An 18,346-nucleotide genomic window follows, 5' to 3' on the forward strand; every position below is an offset into this window, starting at 1 on the left:
CTAATCTCTCCCCCTCATACAAAAGCTCCTAAACTATTAAACTGTCTTTTCAGATTTATTAGTTAAAATCCCCAATAATACCGCCGCGATAATTATGAAGCCTTTAATAATGTCCTGTGGATAAGATGGGACGGCCATTAAGTTCATAATATTTCCAATTAATCCTAAAATAAGTCCGCCAGCCACTGCTTTCACTACAAAGCCCTTCCCCCCTGCAAGGCTTGCCCCACCGATAACACAAGCAGCAATGGCATCCAACTCTTGACCCATTCCTACTGTAGCACTTCCGGTTGAAGATCTTGCTGCAATAAAAACACCTGCTAATGCGGCTAGCGCAGCTGACACAGCATATGTTGACATAATGTATCTTTTTGTCCGGATACCCGCAAGCTGTACTGCTGTTGGGTTACTACCGATAGCAATAGCGATTCGTCCCCAGCTGGTATATTTTTGTACAAACGCGAATACAACAATTAAAACAATAGCTATGAGAATAATAGGGTAAAAAAATTCTTTGCTTACAATCGTATCTAGAGTTCCAGATTCGAGTTTAACTGGTCTTCCTCCCGTAATTACAAAGGAAACCCCTCTTGCAATAGTCATAGTAGCTAAGGATGCCACAAACCCCTGCATACCTGCATAGGCTACTAAAATACCCGTAAATAATCCAAAAATAATTCCGATCACAACAGCAAGAAACATTGCCGGAAGATAATTCATTCCCATATCACTAATCAAAATGGCAGATACAGTTGCTCCTACGGCCATAACTGAACCGACTGATAAGTCAATACCACCTGCTACGATAACAAATAACATTCCAATAGCGACTAATATTGGCGCTGCCTGTTGAAGAGCAATATTCCTCAGGTTCATGGATGTTAAAAAGGTATCGGTAAGCATACTGCTGATAATGATTAATAATACTAGGATGATATATGTATTGTTATCGATCAGGAATTGTTTGAAATTAAGCTTTTTATTTTTTTTTTCTTTAGGCAGGTTTTTGTCATATCCCAATTCCATGTTAGCCATATCTCTTATACCCCCATTGCAAGTTTTATTAGATTATTTTCAGTTAACTCAGACTTATCTACCTCTCCGGCTATTAATCCTTGACGCATAACAATGGCACGGTCACACATTCCGATAATCTCAGACATTTCAGAGGAAATAACGATAACCCCTACACCTTCTTCGGCAAGCTGGTTAATAATCTTGTAGATTTCTGTTTTCGCACCAACGTCTACCCCTCGGGTAGGCTCATCAAATACAAGACATTTACAATCCGCTGAGAGCCATTTTGCAAGGGCAACTTTTTGCTGGTTTCCTCCACTTAGACTATTTACATTATCCTCCATAGAACCGTACTTTGTAGCTATACTAGCTAACAAATCTTCCACATACTCTTTTTCTTTATTATGATTAATAACACCGAATTTCTTTATTTTAAACATTGACGCTATTGTCGTATTCATCCGAATGGATTGCTCTAACAATAAGCCTTGTTTTTTTCGATCCTCAGGGAGAAGTCCAAATCCTTTATTTATTGCCTCTTTTGGATCTTTAAAATTCACTTCTTCTCCAAAATAAATTACTTTTCCAGATTTCTTTTTATCTACTCCAAATATAGCCCGCATTGCTTCAGTTCTGCCTGAGCCTACTAAACCACTAAATCCAACTACTTCACCACTTTTAATTGAGAAGCTGACATCTTTAACCAGGTTTCCGGCACTTAAGTTATCAACCTTTAATATTTCTTTTCCTATTTTCGTTTTGCGTTCAGGGAACAATTGGGTAATCTCTCTTCCAACCATCATGGAAACCAACTCTTCCTTATTAATAGAGGAGGTAACTACTGTATCTACGTATTTTCCATCTTTTAATACGGTAATGTGATCACTGATTTCTAATAATTCTTCGAGACGATGAGAAATATAGATAATACTAACACCATTATTTTTTAAATTATTGATAATGGATAGTAACTTTTGAGTCTCAGAAAACGTTAATACAGCCGTTGGCTCATCAAAAACTAATACATTTGATTCTCTTGCAAGACATTTACAGATTTCCACGATTTGTTGATATGCAACACTCAAACTCCCTACTTTTTCTTCTGGGTCTATATCATCAAACCCAAGTTTTTTTAATTCTTCCTTTGCCCTCTTTTTCAACATCTTCCAATTAATTAACATTCCAGAATCAGCTAGTTTATCAATAAAGATATTTTCTGCAACAGTAAGGTCAGGTGCCAGCATAAATTCTTGATAAATAACTGAAACTCCTAAATTAATAACATCTTTAGGTGATGTAATTTTTGCTTCTTTACCGTTAATTAATATCTGGCCTTTATCATTTTGATAGGCACCTGCTAAGATTTTCATCAAGGTGGATTTTCCAGCACCATTTTCACCTATTAATGCATGGATTTCCCCTTTTTCAACATTAAGAGAAACGTCCGTTAACGCTTTCACACCGCCAAAATGTTTTGTAATATTTTTCATTTGTACGGCATATTCTTTCTGCATAATTTTTGTCTCCCCTTTCTATAGAAGTAATGATAAGAAGTAATCCTCCTCTTTCGTAAAATGGCAGATCTTTAATTCAACTGACTTCACTTATAATAATTTTTAAATGATAGCAATTAAAACCAAAACCCTAAAGATAAGTGATACTGTCTATTACTATCATTGCCTTTAAGTAATAGACAGTTTGTAGATTTTACTTTCTAGAAACCGAATTCATAATATTCGTCTACATTTTCCTTCGTTACAGCTGCTGGCTTTGTTAATGTAATGTCTTCGTAGCTCCACATATCTTTGCCATCCACTAAAATTTCTTCGGCAATCTTAACGCCTAACTCTGCAACTTTATAAGGACTGTTTTCACCTGTAGCATAGTATTTGTCTTCTTTAATTAAGTCATAAGCTGCCTTCGCTCCGTCCGCAGCAGCAACAATATCAACACCTTCAGCCCCAGAATTTTTAAGCGCTGTCATTGCACCAAATAACATATGATCGTTTTCACCTAATACAGTTGTTAAACCTGGATTAGCTGTAATCAGATCCTCAGAAGCTTTTAGACCCTCTTCCTCAGTCCAGTTCCCCCAACCTTGTCCTGCAACCGTAAATTTCGCTTCAGCATGAGTGGCTTTACCCTTTGATGTTAATTCTTTATCAAACGCTTCTGCTTGCTTCCAAGCTTCTTCTTCTGTAATTCCAGTCTTTCCTTCAATAATACCAGCAAAAAGACCTGTTCTTCTTTCCATACCTGCTACATTCCCTTTAGCACCGCTTAGGATAATAGATTTAATTTCTTTATCCGCCATTTTTTCAGCATAAGTTAACCCTACTAATCTACCATTTTGTTTATTATCTGAATAAACCGTTGTAATATCTTTAGCTCCTTCGCCAACTCCACTGTCGAGGTTAATAACACCGATTCCAGCTTCTGCAGCTTTATTAATACTAGGAACTGCGGCATCTGGTTCAATGCTATCTAAGAAAATTAAGTCCATACCTTGAGCAATAAAAGTTTCCATGTTTTCTGCTTCTTTTGTAGTATCTCCATTTGCATCTAGGACCGTTAAATCCCAACCTTTTGCCCCTGCATATTCTTTAACAGCATCAACTAATGACACAAAGTAAGGCGAATCTTGAGTCTTGATCGCAAAACCAACTTTAAACTTTTCATTACCAGATTTTCCGTCTCCAGATGATCCCTCTGAAGAATTACATCCAACTAGTAACACTGCCATTAACACACCTAATAGTAATGAAAATAAAGACTTTTTCTTCATGTGCATATCCCCCTAGATTAGATCATATTTTTCAATACATAGTATTGTTACTACATTACAATATATGCATGTCCATACTATACAATAAAATGATAGCGTTATCAATATTCTTATTAAAAGAATTTTAAGAAAAATAAAAAGATTCTATGTTTGGCTTTAGATATATTGAAACTTCAATCAGTGGGGTTTCCTTCATCCCCCACCGACGCTTCTTCAATTCCTCTAAGCCTTGAGATGGAGATCTTACCGCCCGTCAATATCAGATAAATTTTACGTGAATTATAAATATCTACCAATAAAATGAATATTTAAAAAATAATTAATAGAAGTTTATTAAAAATTGAAACTCTATTAAATTTTAAGAAGTGATAATTGATTTAGTTCGTTTAACGAATCAATGACATCGTCGAACTTTTCAACATTTCCAAATCCGTATTTAGCATAAACAAAAGGTATACCAGCTTCCTTTGAAGACGTAGCATCTAGCGTTGTATCGCCTACATAGATAGGGTTCTTTAAATGATTACGATCAATAATCATACGGATATTATCTGCCTTTGACAGCCCCGTCCTACCCGGGTATTCAAAATCTTCAAAGTAACCTTCCAGTTGATTTCCTTTAATGAAACTTTGAATATAGCCTTCCTCACAATTGCTTACAATAAAAAGCCGATAGTTTTTCTTTAGTTCATTTAATGTCTCTATAAGTCTTGGGAAAAGTATGCCACCATCTTCTTCAAGGTACTGACATTGTTTCCTAGAACTTTCCTGCATAATAGCTTGGAGTACTTCATCTGAGGCATCTGGAAATAATCTCTTTGCAATAATATCAACTGGTAATCCGTACAGGCCCTTTAATTGATCTGCTGTCACTTGAACACGAATACGATAGTTTGAAGCAGCATCTGACCAAATTTGCGCCCCTATATGGGTGGTATCCCATAGAGTCCCATCTAAATCAAATATAATACTATCAATCATATTAAAGTCCCCCTCTGAAGCTTCTTTAGGCATGAATAAGAGATATTAAACAATAGTGAACCCACCATCAATAATTAAATCTGTTCCAGTTGCAAAGGATGAAGAATCAGATAGCAAATAAATTACAGCACCAGCTAATTCTTCTGGCTTACCCATCCGTTTATATGGGGTTAGCTCCTTCCATAAATCTTGCCAATCCTGTCTAACAAATGATGTTAACTCTGTAAAGATATAGCCAGGACTTATGCAGTTTACTCTTATTCCTTTATCAGCCCATTCGACTGCTAGGGATTTAGTCAATTGAACCACACCGGCCTTTGATGTATTGTAAGATGCTTGCTGCTGCGGGTAATTAACAATCGTACCTGACATAGAAGCTGTGTTAACGATAGCACCTTGCTTATCACGAGCAATTAAATATCGTCCAAAAGCCTGAGCTACAAAGAAAACCCCATTTAGATTGACATTAATCACTTTAAACCATTCATCCGAGGTTAAATCAATAGCTGGTTTTTGAATCACAATTCCTGCATTATTAAACAATAAATCTAATTTCCCCATTTCAGCATCTGCTTTTTCAATAGCAACGGCAATCTCCTCTGGCTTTGTTACATCAACCCCTATTGCCATTGCTCTGCATTGATATTCTCTTCCAATTGCATCCGCCGTAGCCTGTGCTTTTTCTGCCTGTTGGTCAAAAATTACAATATCCGCACCTACTGCTGCAATATGTTCAGCAACGGCTTTCCCTATGCCCTGTGCCCCCCCAGTTATAAGCACTACTTTTCCTTCAAGTGAGAATAATTTTTTCAACATATCCATATATATAGTCTCCTTTAACATTATTTATAGGTGTGAAATAGTGACATGAGCATAAAGTGAAACTTCAATAAATGCACCTACTGCATAACCTTCTTTTTGAGCTTCCATCAACATTTTTTGTAGTAAATAATGAAATAATTAACCATACCAACTTTACCTATTTATCTATTGCAAAAACATCTTTCAAGGCAAAATAACAATTATCAAAGACTTTCTTAATAGGCTGATAGTCTAAAACTGCCTCTGAATTAGGTGTATGTACATGATTAATTTCAATGAATTGATTAATTATATTAAAATCTTTATACATTCCTACCCCTACACCACCTGTTACAGCAGCTCCCATACTGCCTGCTTCTTCTAACAGGTTTGGGACAATAATCTTCGCATTATATACATCCGCGATGATTTGGCGCCAAACAGCACCTTTCGCTCCACCGCCAACGACAAGCATTTCATCAATATCCATATGTTTGCGGAGAATGTCTAAAATGATAGAGAGATTCATCGTTACCCCCTCTAAAACACTTCGGAGTAAATCTCCTCGTTGATTTTCAGATTTCAAACCAATAAATGCACCTTTTGCCTGAGCATCCCATCTAGGGGCTCTTTCCCCTAGGAGATACGGAAGAAAAATAACACCGTTTGAGCCGACAGGAGACTGTTCGATTTGTGTATTCATATATTCATAGGGTGACTTCCCATTGGCCTCTGCTTCTTGGATTTCATATTGGCAGATGGTATTTTTCACCCAATTATAGGACCCACCAGCAGTTTGCATAGTACCATTTGGAGCATACAATCCAGGAACTACATGCGCCCATGTAACCGTTCTCATTTCTTCGTCAAAAATTGGTTTTTCAGATGCTGTCGTAATCCATGCGGATGTCCCGATACTGCAATAGGTTTTCCCAGGACTTATGGATCCTGCGCCTACGCTTGCCGTTACACCATCACCGCCACCAATAACAACAGATGTTCCTTCAGCTAAACCTGTTGCTTCTGCCGCTTTCTTTGTTACTCCTCCAGCAACAAAGGTTGAGGGCTTTAATTCAGGAAGTTTATCTGGGTCTATTCCTGCATACTCGATAATTTCATCGGACCATTTTAAATTCACCAAATCAAAACATCCATTACTGTTCCCATCTGAAAAGTCTGTATAAAAATTCCCAGTAAGTCGGGATACAATGAAATCCTTTGCATTTAAGGTTTTATACGTTTGCTCATATATTTCCGGTTCATTATCTCGAACCCACATAAGCTTTTGAATTCCATATGAGGCCGTATTACGATGACCGACAATATGATAAAAGTCCTTTTGAGTGATATATTCTTCAATTTGGGCTACTTGTTTTTGGGCACGCTGATCAGCCCAAATAATTGCCCTTCGCAAAGGATTCCCTGATTTGTCCACACAAAGACATCCCATCATTTGGCCACTAAAGCTAACAACGGCAATATCTAGCGGATTAATACCTAAAGATCCAATTAATTTCTTACTTGTGATGCATACGGCCTCCCACCAATCCTCTGCATCCTGCTCTACCCATGTGTCATTAAAATAATCAGTAGAATAAGAATAGACAGAACTTCCAATTAATTTACCATTTTCTGAAAATACAGTAGCCTTGTTCCCCGATGTTCCTAAGTCATGAGCTAAAATATATTTTGTCATCTTTTTAGCACCCCTTAAATCTATTCTAAAATCATATATTTTTTATCATCTATGCTCCCATTCGCAAGGATGGAACCATAGATGATAATGAACTATTTTGGTGAATTGGCCGAGATTATTACCTCGAACCTGTTTCTATCTCCCCGATATCTCGCTAATGAGTATTCAATCGGTTCATCATATACGTTATAACCAATCGAAAGAAATTGCTGTATTGCCTTATCACTACTAATATTTAGATTTTCAATATCATAATCGTCTGCCTCTACAGCTTCTATGAGACGGCGGATTTTATATATCTGCGTATCATCATGTAATGCTAAAACAGGATATAATGACTCTTTTTCTAAATCATGATTCAAAACAAACTTGCACTTGTTAAATGGAAGATACGTCTTTACCATGACAATAGGATCTTCATCTGCAAAGCGTTTACGATGAATGTAAACTACCTTTTCATTTGGTTTTAATTTAAGCTCTTTTGCCACTTCAACAGGAGCTATTATCACTTCAAAATCAAGAAGCTCTGTGCTGGGGGTTCTTCCCAAATCTGCAATTTGATCATTAAAAGAACCTAAAGCCTGAATGAAACTTTGGTCAATCTTTGGCTTGGATACAAATGTTCCTTTACTTTTCACACGATATAACCAGCCCTCTTGAGCAAGTTCCGTTATTGCTTGCCTTACGGTTGTACGGCTAATATCAAACATCTCACTCAATTCATTTTCTGTAGGAATTAGACTCCCAATCTTATAATTACCTTCTTTGATTTCTGATAAAATTAGTTCTTTTAGTTGGAAATACAATGGTATTGGCACTGATTTATCCAATCGCACATTTTTCAATAAAACCATTCCTCACTTCATTCCTTTTTCTATATATTCTCTTCTATTAACCTAGATTTTATTTGAATTTTCAAATTCAATATCTTATATTTTCCTTGACATATTCCTTCAGGGATTCTTATTATTGATACATAGCATATTTATATCGTATTGTTACTACATAGTAACATACTTAAATTATGAATTCAATAAACAAGAAATCGAAATATTCATCTGACCTCTTATTTTTTGTAAGCACTTTCTCTTTATTAGAGGAAGTTTATACAATATATAAATTATTATAATGGAGGCGTTAAGAATGAAGTATGGAATCTATTTTGCTTATTGGGAAGAAGATTGGGATACAAATTATCTTAAATATGTAAAAAAAGTTTCTGACCTTGGATTTGATGTGTTAGAGGTAGGAGCTGCAGGAATTGTGAATATGTCTGACGAAGATTTATATTCTTTAAGGTTTGAAGCCGAGAAATACAATATTACTTTAACGGCAGGAATTGGACTTCCAATAGAATACGATGTATCCTCCAGAGATGAAAACATTAGGCAAAATGGAATTTATTTTATGAAAAAGATTTTAGATGCACTGCATAAAGCAGGTATACATAAGATTGGCGGTACAATCTATTCTTATTGGCCTGTAGATTACACAAAACCAATAAACAAACCAGAAGCTCGGAAACAAAGTATAAAGAGTATGAGGGAATTGGCCGATTATGCTGCTCAATATGATATTACCTTGTTAATAGAGACTTTAAATAGATTTGAGCAATTTTTAGTAAATGATGCGAAAGAAGCGGTTGAATTGGTAAAAGATATAGGAAAAGACAATGTTAAAGTCATGTTAGACAGCTTTCATATGAACATTGAAGAAGATTTTATTGGTGATGCCATTCGTTATACTGGTGAATATTTAGGACATTTTCACATTGGTGAGTGTAATCGAAAAGTTCCTGGCAAGGGTCATATGCCATGGTCAGAAATGGGTCAGGCACTTCGCGACATCAATTATGATGGCTATATAGTGATGGAACCATTCGTTCGCCCTGGAGGCATTGTAGGTACTGATATTAAAATTTGGAGAGATCTTTCTGAAAAAGCAGATGAAGCTAAATTGGATGCCGATGTTAAAGAATCTCTGCAATTTGTAAAAAGGGAATTTTTAAGATAATTTTAATTTAGTAGAGTGATTTAATGTAATCTCATATATTGGATTGTATTACTTACTTTCCACATTCGATAGAAGTTTATCAAACGGATATTTTAACCTGAAAAAGCTGCCATATTGATTAAGATAGGCAGCTTTCATTATGGTATTATTCTACTGACAATGCTTAATGTGATAGAGTTCGGAAATACGAGTTTGTTAATTTTCGCTACTACCTACAAAAAGTTTTAATAAGGAGAAATATTTTCCTTTATATTAAAATAATAAAATGATTAGCTCTACTCCAAGCTAACCTATTGTGTTTGAGTTAAATTCCAATACCATATCTATATATTACAAACCAAAATATGAAAAATCCCCCTTAAATCCTCAACTTTTAATAACATCAATATATTCCCTTTCTAGTATTAATGTCATCATAATTATTTACAGGCAGTCAATCGAGTATATCTAAAACCTTTATACTTCGCTTCTTTTTCAGCTTGAACTAGTTCCCTTTGGAAACTAACACCTCCTAATTTATTTTATTGAGACGAAATTCCCTTCAGGAATGGCGATAAGAAAAAAGCGAAGCATTTACGTAAAGATTTGTGCAAGCTAGGGGTATTTGTAATAGACCAAGGAGAAGATCAGTATGACCTTTCCATTAAACATTAGAACAACAAAAAGAAAAAAACTTGCCGTTTCATTAGATCTAGCTAGAGTTTCTATGGTACTACTAATTGCACTTGCACATGCTCCACTATATTGTACGCCACTGAACCTGGGATCATGTATAGGGTGGAAAGTATTAACTTCTTAGATCAAATCGTGAACCTTTTTGGCATGTTTATTATAGATAACCAAGCAAGAGCGATGTTTGCCGTTTTAGTAGGGCATGGGTTTGTTCTGGCATTTGAAAGTCAAATCTCAAAAGGAAAAAGTGAAAAAGATTCCTTACAGACTATATGTCGACATTCCCGGTATTTGATTCTATTTGGAATTGTTTAGCTTTCTCATTGAAGGTTAAGATATTCTGATGGTCTGCGGGTTAGCTGGGTTTCTCGTTGGCTGACTATTAACACGTGAAATCAAAACACTGATTCGAACCTTTACTTTTATCACTTTATTCTATATCATATTTAGTCCAATATTATGGGGCTTCATCATGCAAACCACCAGAGATTATGGATATACTCCAGAGGTTTCAGCCAAAGACACTACCTTAGTCCACGATTATAAGATTGCTTTACTTTCCTTTTATTCCTATTTTATTTCGCTTTATGTTCCCGATTCTTCCTTCCGTATTGCTCGGCCTGCGGATCGATAGATGTCAATTATTAACAAAACCAGAACCACAGTTAAAAACACTTTATTTCATAATTATTCTAGGATTATCGGTCTCCTTACTAGGAGCGCTTCCTTTATCCTTTTTGGGGACCGTATTGAACCCTATTTAATTTTCAGCTGGTTCAATAAATGGATTTCAGATTTTAACCGAAATCTCTAGAGGATTAGCCTATGCGGCGATCTTTAGAATGATTGGGGTGAAGTTAAAGGAGCCTGTGTGCTTCACACTTTCTTTAATGGTTTTAGGGAAGTTCACTAACATTCTTTGTTTGGAATGAGGCGATGCTTGTTCCATTCTTATCACCAGTAGCACTTGATTTAGGAGGATATGTAAGCAACGGATCGCTGCTTTGATTGCCCTGGATATTTGGAATCTTTCTGTCATATTCACCGCTATATTAGAAAAAAAAATAAAAATAAAAATAAATAAACCAACAGACAACCGAGTATTTTTTTGAAGTTCTCGGTTGTCTATGTTTTTATAAGCAACTGCTGACATTGATCTATTGCTATTTAATGAAAATATAAGGTCTGCTAAATTATCAGTATATCATTTACTTATGATATGGTTTACTTTGATTAATTCTAAATACCTTTCTAATTAACCCTTTCCCTTACCTCCAGGTTACATTTTAAACATGTCAACACCTTTTATAGTATTTGGAACAACTTTGGGACAACTTTGGGACAACTTGGGGGACAGAAATAAACAAACCGTTCCCAATCATCTTCTATCAAATCCGATATATTTAATAAAAGCTTTAACTTCATATATAATTCATTTCTATACTCTGCTATTCTTCCAATAACTTCAATAATGTTTTAAAAACAAATGAGGGTTGTCGTTCTAAATCATTTAAATTTAAAATGATCTTTTGATTTAATTTATTGAAAACAATATTTCTTGTTCCTTTTTCAATGTGAATAGAAATATTTTTAATAAAATAGGAATCTATGTTAGTTGCCTCGTCAATATTCTTCCGGTTTAGAGTTACCTTAGCTTTGTCTGAAATCCTTCTTATCATTCTCCAAAGAACAATTTCATTTTTTGATTTCATAAACAGTTCAGGAAGTTCCTTTGCATCTTTTAAGATGTTTATTGAAGTAATGATATAACTAGCAATTCCATAATTAACTGGACGAATCATTTGTTTTAAATTGTTCCAATGATTGACTTGAAATTTCACATACTCTTCATTCTTCCCATTTATGTGCCCTTGGACAAAGTTAATGTCGGTGATTGTTCCGTACATGTTCACGCCATTAACATCTGCAATACCATTTTTAACATATAGTCCAATATACTTTGCATCTTGCCATCCTTTTTTAAGAAGATTTATTGGTATTTGATAGTAACCCTTTTGCACAAAGGAGAGATAGTCTTCATTTGATGACACCAACCCGACAAGAACCTTTTCATCAAGATCTGAAAACCACTGTTCTTTTGTACCCTTAGGAAGAATACCCTCTTTTTGTATTTCCTCAGGACTACTTTCGATTAACCTTTCAATAATTTGTTCTACCAAGTTTGTTGCATTAGGTAAAAAAGGTAATGCACCTATATTCACTTTATCTATACTTTTATAAAAGTGATGCTCTTGATATATATCTTCTTCAAACCATGGAAAAAGGACATAAGCACCAAACGCTGTACGTTCAAACGGGCCATTATTAGCAATAACAATAGAATCCCTATAACGATGCATAGTATTTATATCATCTTCTATCGGACCAGGTGTTTTATAACGTGATTGATAATAACTACCCTCTTGTGCATAATCAATTCGATACTTAGCATCAAAGATATAATTAAAGGAGTAATCTCTACCTTTTTTCTCAATACTCAGCATCGTGTCAGGTTTTTGAGGAATGGTAGGTAAGTTCCCTTCGTATTTTTGATATGTTAATATAATCTTTTCTTTCGTAATAGGGTGCTGAAAAATTCGTCTAGCAGTTCGATTAGATTCTAAATTAACAAATAATCCTTCTCGATTTACTTTAATAATATCTTGGCTAACAAGATCATATTTTTTATTAAGAATTTGTCCTAATTTAAGGAAAGTCCAATACTCGTATAGGGTCGCAACATCTTTTAAAGACATTTGATATAACTTTCCTTGAAGGGTTAACCCTTTTGAAACGGTTAGGAAAATTTGATACGCATCCCTATAACCAGGTGCCATTTGTAAAACTAAACTATACACCGATCGGTCAAGCATGCCAATCTGTTTCCAGAAAGGGCTTTTTTGTTTGATTTCTAGTTGTTTAATCATTTTATTAATTTTTTCAATTAAATCTGAGTCAGGTTTTTCGTTCATCCATCTTCTTTGATTTAATAATCTATCCAATAAATCAGATAACTTATGGATTAGTCTACTCATCATTAATTTAATAAATCGATTTTCTAATGTATCATTCGTTAATTCTTTTTTTATTCGTAAGCCTTCGGTGGGCATTAATGTTTTATTCTGCACATTAATGCCTTTTTCAACTTCTACAAACAACGCGGGTCTCTTACGAAGGTACGCTCTTCCTCTTGAATCAAGCTTACTTAGCTGATCTCCTCTTACTTTTACATATGAATTTTGAAGAAGGTGATGAGGCTGCAGTTCAATCCTCTTTACAGCTTGCAAGAATTGATCAAAGTGTTTACTAATTAAACGATAAAACTCGGCCATTGAAGGAGTTCCATCTAATTTAATTGTTGCACCTAAATAGGTTTTACGGATAAAATGATATGCCAGATTATAGATCTCATCATTAACCTCTTCTAAAAGCTTTTTATAATCATTTTTATAATCCAGCTTTGATGGATAAATCTCCAACGTTACTTCTAATAATTTCTCTTTTTCAGACCTAATCTCAAAAGTTGATAACCCAACTTCATTTTGAAATTGCAAGTTTCCCATTAGCATATACTGAGATGCAACATTTACCTTTGAGATTGCTTGTCGTAGTAAAGGATGCTCGTGATAAAAAGTTAATTCAACTTCATTTTTCGGCATTATGATAACTTGATAAATTCCATTCTCAAAAAAAATTGGTCTTAGTTCTCTAGAATCGACTAGCTGCTGTTGATTGACATCATATACTTCTATTTTTTGAATTCCCTTTCCATGTATAGAGAATTCCATCGTGTCGTGAAAGTCCATCAAACGGTATTGTTTAAGCCCCTCATATCGCTGATGGTATGGCTTTCCTTTAATGATAAGAGATAGATCATGTGTTTCAATTCGAACAAGCTCAACATCCTCACGAGATCCAGAAGGAAGTGAAACCATCTTCTTTTAACCTCCTAAGCATCTCTAATACTTTCTTAGCACTATAAGGATATATGGCAGTTTCTAGATCGGACTCAAAGCTGTCACTACCTTCTACAAATTCTTTATTTGTAAAGATCCTATAAAGCTCCGTTAACATTTGCTCAACACGCGAGTCACTGCCTGTAATTCTCGGTAATATTTTTTGCAGAATACAATGATCAAGAGCATCCTCATATTTCATTAACTGATCATCTTCGTTATATGCAAGATAAAAACAGATTTCATCTCTTACTCTATAGCCAATATGAGCATTCATTAATTGAAGAGATTTATTTATTTTTTCGAGCCCTTCTGTTGTCTTAATGACTATCTCTGGATGTGTTTGATAAACATCCTTAAGGTGCAAAAACTTTGAAGACAATCTTTCGTTTAAAACAGCAATAGGTGTTACCTCCTCTATATCATCAAGAAAACTCAGATTGCCTAATTCCACTCTATTAAACTCAATCGTATTTGCACGGTCCAAAACTTTTTTACTAAATGGATGTGTTGTTTCATCCATATTCACTGTACCAATTATATATAAATTTGAAGGTATCTTCAGTGAATCCCCAGTCATTTCTTTTGATAAAAGATTTGAGGTTACTATTTTGCCATTCTGCCATTGTCGACTTTCCATTACACTCAAAATATCACTAAAATAATACTCAACACGAGCTAAGTTCATTTCATCAAGCAGTACAAAGTACAACAAACGCGGACTCTCATTAGCATTTTTAATAATTCTTGTTAGAGGGCCTTCTTTAAAATCACCTTTTATGTCGACATATCCCAACAATTCAGAACCATCATTCCAATCTGGCCGAATAGGAATCAGGTTAAATTGACCATTTTCTTCTGTCGCTCCCAAACTTTCCGCAAACCATTGTACCATCTTTGTTTTACCAGTACCTGAGATTCCTGATAAAATAACAAATGGTTTTGTTTTTAAGGATAGAAAAAGATTAATTACCTCTTCTTTTGAATAGTAAAATCCTTTACTAGTTATATAGGAATGAATTTGATCGACAAGATTTGAAGATGTTAAATATGAGTTATCTTCCTCTTTTATCACTACAGGTTCTTCGAGTTCATTTAATACGTATTGTTTATTTTTGAAAGTTATGTACTCCTCATAATAACTAACCATATTTTTAAGATCTGTTACTAGTACTTCTTCCGCTGGTATATTCTTAATATCATATTCAATGTAAGCAGCAGTAGAAAATACATATTGTTTAGCTTTAGAACTATTACCCAAAAAGATCTTTTCATCTTTACGAACCTTATTGTCCATGGTGATTGACTCACGAATCTCTTCTTTGACCTTCACCATTTCTTCTTTTGATGTTTCAGTAACCCCCTGGGCAAATGTGAGATATAGCCAATCCATATCTTCACTAAATAAGTAAACAATATAATATCCACGCTGGGTTGATACTGTTACATTTTTATTCATAATTGCAATCCATGGAATAGCTGCCCAGTTCCCTTGACCCACAGATCCAGTTATCACAAATTGATTATTCGGAATAAAGGAGAACTCGCTTATTTCCTTTGGTACTTCATTCCTAACAAAACTACCAAGATGATGTCCTCCAAAAGCATCTTTTTTAGCACCTAAATACTCATTCATTATTTTTATTAATTGACCTCTAAATACACTATCCATGTCCTTCTCCTTTTTATTAAAAGCATACTTATCCAACGCAGTCCAATATTGATCAAATTCACATTACACTAACCTCTTTGATGGATTAAGTGTTCTATCTTTTACGACTAATTTACACATTCAAATTAGACACTCGAATAGTCGAGTGTCTTTTATTTCCGTGTACTATAAATTGAAAGCAAGATAGACTCTACTAATTTCATCAAAGCTGAATTCTCATATCAGCTACAATTTTATTGATTTCTTTGAAGTTCCAACAATCTAGATCTTAATTTCGGATCACTAGCATAAATATACAGCCCATGTATTCCTCTCTTCATAAGAACATTAATTGAATTTAATATGATCTTTTCCTTAATATCCTCACTATTTTGGAATTCATCTTTTCCTCTAAAAGCTTCCGTGTCCTTATAATTCTCTGTAATAATTTTCAATTCATCTTTGCTTTCATCATATGTAATTGATGGGCCCAAAATTACACCAACATAGTTTAAATCAAAACCTTGTATTGTATATATAGACCCCACTTCTCTTACTGTTCCTGCTTTTTCTGCCCATGTAATATTTCCGTAATCACCATTCCAAGGGAGTTTAAAATCCTCTTCTTCTACGTAATACTCTTCATTGTCTTTCTTATGTATATAATCGAATGTAGATACGATTCTCGCTAAACCATATTCCTTATTCATTTTTTGTATTACGTTATACATTGTAGCCGCTGACTCGAAGATTTTAATATCATATTCAGGGTCTTTAGGTATTTTTGTAATCTTCTTTTCAACAAAATGGTCAATCCAATTCACCATTTCATTATTTGCATGCATTCGGAATTGGTTAGTTAGCTTATAAGTAGGTTCAGTATTATAATTCCCTATAATAGAGTGAAGCCTTTCTTCATCCCAGTAGCTTTTCATCTTTAACACTTGCTTATCATCATACACTGCAATAACAATTTTGCTATGCCCAATAATCTCTTGTAACTGATTATCCTCAACAAAATTATTATAGGGATCAGGCTTTGTTAACAATAAATGAGCTTCATCAACTAACACAATATCAGCCTTTTCTATCAATTTTTTCCGTTGATTAATAAAAGATGTTGGTTTTTCAAAATTCTTTTTAGTGAGCGCTTTTACATTACCAGCTATTTTCTTATATGTTTTTAGCATCTCTGTATGATTTACTAATAAATAATTATTAGTTTTATATAAAGCTGATGATTTTTCCTTGGATAGCTCTTGGATTTTGTTAATAACTGAACTTAGTACAACACTTTTTCCTACACCTGCTTCTCCTTTAACTAAGAAAACATATGGCTCATCATCATTAATGTGTTTTTTACAAACGTCAATAATCTTCTGTTGAAGTTCCAACTGTTCTATCGATAATTCTTTGAATGGGGATAGCTTAAAAATATCCTTATTTTCAATAGTAGATCTAGAATTATCTACTATATCCCTATCTAAAAGCTCATCCCATATATCTTCAAACAATTCCTCATTAAAGAATTTTTTTTCATAATAATTGTGCATCACACTATTAACTGTTTGACTCTTGTTTTGTAGTTTGTACCGTTCATCCGCTAAAAAATAATTGATCAACTTGGTTTCAATATTGTATGTTGCAGATCAATTAAACTTTTCATGAATAATAAGCGACATCTTCTTTAATGATTTTCTCTCACGATTATTTAAATGATCCCTCATACGATTTCTCACTGCTACCGTTTCGCCAATATAGACCGTAGTATCATTATTTAGAAAGTAAACTACAGGATAATCGGTATAATAACCATTAATACTATCTATTGATGTCTTGTCAAAAGACATTGATTTTATATCTATTTTACTCATATTGTATTCTACCTACCTCATAATTGCTGACAAATTGAAGAATGATTCAATATAAACCTATCACTTTACTTTACTTTATTTATTGGATATTTTAGAGCATTCTTCTCTATTTTCTTAAATGCTTCCTCCTCCAAATCTATATTCATTTTTTCTGCTAACTGAAGAAGATATATAAATACATCCGCCATCTCTTCTTTAATATTCTGTATAGATTCAGCGACCGCTTCTTCACTATTTCTCCACTGAAAATTTTCTAAGAGTTCATTTGCTTCTAGAGATATAGATATCGCTAGATCTTTTTCATTGTGATAAGGGGCCCATCCACGCTCATCTCTAAACTTAATAACTTTTTGCATTAAATCTTTCATTTATAGCCCATCTAGTTTGAATTTTATTTTTGTAAATATATTCTATTTTAGCATTTATTTTAATATTCTGCTTATCATAAAAAAAGAGATACCAAAGTATCTCCCTAATTCGGTATATTATAAATTCCACTTTATCCCCCTGAAAACTTTTCTCAACCGCCGCCACTCGGGGTTCGCAGTTCCACATAGAAAAACATGAATAATGTCTGATAATGAATCTTTTCTACCTTATTTCCATTGAAATAGAGTTCTTCATTTTTTTACGTTCCAGTTTTTTATTTCAGGTGTTTGTCCGTCTAAAACGGATAATTGGTGTAATGTTTTCTTTCAATACCTCCTCTGAAGGACGTGTATGGTGAAGTTCCCCCTCATACTCGCATGGCCGATTTGTGTTATAAATAACGATTATGCTTTTGCCCATACTAACATCAAGAGCAACTACATGTTTCATTTCTTTCTTCTCCTTTTTAGCAAGTCTTCACAGTACCTTATCGATTCCATTTTCTTTTACACGATTTCACGGATCCAACAT

15 protein-coding genes and 1 pseudogene are annotated in these 18,346 nt (G+C 34.3%); 3 read left to right on the forward strand and 13 right to left on the reverse strand.

Going from position 1 to position 18,346, the window contains the following annotated elements; translation table 11 throughout:
- Positions 1 to 36: 36 nt before the first annotated feature.
- From HNP81_RS08545 to HNP81_RS08575, 7 genes are all read right to left on the reverse strand, one after another.
- On the reverse strand, positions 37 to 1,035 hold the full coding sequence (locus HNP81_RS08545) for an ABC transporter permease (RefSeq protein ID WP_235178918.1): 999 nt from the start codon (positions 1,033 to 1,035) through the stop codon (positions 37 to 39).
- 5 nt (positions 1,036 to 1,040) lie between these two features.
- Positions 1,041 to 2,531 carry a sugar ABC transporter ATP-binding protein gene (locus tag HNP81_RS08550; protein ID WP_182502314.1) on the reverse strand — a complete coding sequence of 497 codons (1,491 nt, stop codon included), beginning with the start codon at positions 2,529 to 2,531 and terminating at the stop codon, positions 1,041 to 1,043.
- A 200-nt stretch (positions 2,532 to 2,731) separates the two neighbouring features.
- Positions 2,732 to 3,802 carry a substrate-binding domain-containing protein gene (locus HNP81_RS08555; RefSeq protein ID WP_182502315.1) on the reverse strand — a complete coding sequence of 357 codons (1,071 nt, stop codon included), beginning with the start codon at positions 3,800 to 3,802 and terminating at the stop codon, positions 2,732 to 2,734.
- Between the two features lie 351 nt (positions 3,803 to 4,153).
- Positions 4,154 to 4,783: an HAD family hydrolase gene (locus HNP81_RS08560; RefSeq protein WP_028389939.1), complete on the reverse strand. Its 630-nt coding sequence runs from the start codon at positions 4,781 to 4,783 to the stop codon at positions 4,154 to 4,156.
- A 45-nt stretch (positions 4,784 to 4,828) separates the two neighbouring features.
- Entirely contained in the window at positions 4,829 to 5,605 is a 777-nt protein-coding gene (locus HNP81_RS08565) for a glucose 1-dehydrogenase (RefSeq protein WP_182502316.1), read from the reverse strand.
- Between the two features lie 157 nt (positions 5,606 to 5,762).
- Entirely contained in the window at positions 5,763 to 7,280 is a 1,518-nt protein-coding gene (xylB, locus tag HNP81_RS08570) for a xylulokinase (RefSeq protein ID WP_182502317.1), read from the reverse strand.
- Between the two features lie 92 nt (positions 7,281 to 7,372).
- Positions 7,373 to 8,134, reverse strand: coding sequence for a GntR family transcriptional regulator (locus tag HNP81_RS08575; RefSeq protein ID WP_028389936.1), 762 nt, complete (start codon positions 8,132 to 8,134; stop codon positions 7,373 to 7,375).
- Between the two features lie 289 nt (positions 8,135 to 8,423).
- Here HNP81_RS08575 and HNP81_RS08580 point away from each other — a divergent pair, with 289 nt between their 5' ends.
- The 3 genes and pseudogenes from HNP81_RS08580 (at position 8,424) to HNP81_RS23795 (ending at position 11,077) form a co-directional block, all read left to right on the forward strand.
- Positions 8,424 to 9,293 carry a D-psicose 3-epimerase gene (locus tag HNP81_RS08580; RefSeq protein WP_182502318.1) on the forward strand — a complete coding sequence of 290 codons (870 nt, stop codon included), beginning with the start codon at positions 8,424 to 8,426 and terminating at the stop codon, positions 9,291 to 9,293.
- Between the two features lie 585 nt (positions 9,294 to 9,878).
- Positions 9,879 to 9,947 carry a hypothetical protein gene (locus tag HNP81_RS24875; RefSeq protein ID WP_446686513.1) on the forward strand — a complete coding sequence of 23 codons (69 nt, stop codon included), beginning with the start codon at positions 9,879 to 9,881 and terminating at the stop codon, positions 9,945 to 9,947.
- A pseudogene (locus HNP81_RS23795) lies at positions 9,925 to 11,077 on the forward strand (DUF418 domain-containing protein). Before HNP81_RS24875 ends, HNP81_RS23795 begins: the two are co-directional and overlap by 23 nt.
- Before the next feature lie 336 nt (positions 11,078 to 11,413).
- Here HNP81_RS23795 and HNP81_RS08585 read toward each other — a convergent pair.
- The 6 genes from HNP81_RS08585 to HNP81_RS08605 form a co-directional block, all read right to left on the reverse strand.
- On the reverse strand, positions 11,414 to 13,900 hold the full coding sequence (locus HNP81_RS08585; protein WP_182502319.1) for a restriction endonuclease-like protein: 2,487 nt from the start codon (positions 13,898 to 13,900) through the stop codon (positions 11,414 to 11,416).
- Entirely contained in the window at positions 13,872 to 15,593 is a 1,722-nt protein-coding gene (locus tag HNP81_RS08590) for an MrcB family domain-containing protein (protein ID WP_182502320.1), read from the reverse strand. Before HNP81_RS08590 ends, HNP81_RS08585 begins: the two co-directional genes overlap by 29 nt.
- Before the next feature lie 233 nt (positions 15,594 to 15,826).
- A complete protein-coding gene (locus HNP81_RS08595; RefSeq protein ID WP_312859661.1) occupies positions 15,827 to 17,086 on the reverse strand; it encodes a DUF2075 domain-containing protein in 1,260 nt (419 codons plus the stop codon).
- A gap of 135 nt (positions 17,087 to 17,221) precedes the next feature.
- Positions 17,222 to 17,446 carry a GIY-YIG nuclease family protein gene (locus HNP81_RS24435; protein WP_312859662.1) on the reverse strand — a complete coding sequence of 75 codons (225 nt, stop codon included), beginning with the start codon at positions 17,444 to 17,446 and terminating at the stop codon, positions 17,222 to 17,224.
- Between the two features lie 65 nt (positions 17,447 to 17,511).
- Positions 17,512 to 17,814: a nucleotide pyrophosphohydrolase gene (locus HNP81_RS08600; protein ID WP_182502321.1), complete on the reverse strand. Its 303-nt coding sequence runs from the start codon at positions 17,812 to 17,814 to the stop codon at positions 17,512 to 17,514.
- A 280-nt stretch (positions 17,815 to 18,094) separates the two neighbouring features.
- Positions 18,095 to 18,265 carry a hypothetical protein gene (locus HNP81_RS08605; RefSeq protein ID WP_182502322.1) on the reverse strand — a complete coding sequence of 57 codons (171 nt, stop codon included), beginning with the start codon at positions 18,263 to 18,265 and terminating at the stop codon, positions 18,095 to 18,097.
- Positions 18,266 to 18,346: the final 81 nt, after the last annotated feature.

The organism is Peribacillus huizhouensis (assembly GCF_014138605.1).
Classification (GTDB): Bacteria; Bacillota; Bacilli; order Bacillales; family DSM-1321; genus Peribacillus; species Peribacillus huizhouensis.

Bases quoted from the DNA above. Each gene is read 5' to 3' on its own strand.
- HNP81_RS08550 (WP_182502314.1), bottom strand. From the start codon at position 2,531: ATGCAGAAAGAATATGCCGTACAAATGAAAAATATTACAAAACATTTT.
- xylB (WP_182502317.1), bottom strand. From the start codon at position 7,280: ATGACAAAATATATTTTAGCTCATGACTTAGGAACATCGGGGAACAAG.
- HNP81_RS08565 (WP_182502316.1), bottom strand. From the start codon at position 5,605: ATGGATATGTTGAAAAAATTATTCTCACTTGAAGGAAAAGTAGTGCTT.
- HNP81_RS08580 (WP_182502318.1), top strand. From the start codon at position 8,424: ATGAAGTATGGAATCTATTTTGCTTATTGGGAAGAAGATTGGGATACA.
- HNP81_RS24435 (WP_312859662.1), bottom strand. From the start codon at position 17,446: ATGAGTAAAATAGATATAAAATCAATGTCTTTTGACAAGACATCAATA.
- HNP81_RS08605 (WP_182502322.1), bottom strand. From the start codon at position 18,265: ATGAAACATGTAGTTGCTCTTGATGTTAGTATGGGCAAAAGCATAATC.
- HNP81_RS08555 (WP_182502315.1), bottom strand. From the start codon at position 3,802: ATGAAGAAAAAGTCTTTATTTTCATTACTATTAGGTGTGTTAATGGCA.
- HNP81_RS08585 (WP_182502319.1), bottom strand. From the start codon at position 13,900: ATGGTTTCACTTCCTTCTGGATCTCGTGAGGATGTTGAGCTTGTTCGA.
- HNP81_RS08545 (WP_235178918.1), bottom strand. From the start codon at position 1,035: ATGGCTAACATGGAATTGGGATATGACAAAAACCTGCCTAAAGAAAAA.
- HNP81_RS08575 (WP_028389936.1), bottom strand. From the start codon at position 8,134: ATGGTTTTATTGAAAAATGTGCGATTGGATAAATCAGTGCCAATACCA.
- HNP81_RS08600 (WP_182502321.1), bottom strand. From the start codon at position 17,814: ATGAAAGATTTAATGCAAAAAGTTATTAAGTTTAGAGATGAGCGTGGA.
- HNP81_RS08590 (WP_182502320.1), bottom strand. From the start codon at position 15,593: ATGGATAGTGTATTTAGAGGTCAATTAATAAAAATAATGAATGAGTAT.
- HNP81_RS08560 (WP_028389939.1), bottom strand. From the start codon at position 4,783: ATGATTGATAGTATTATATTTGATTTAGATGGGACTCTATGGGATACC.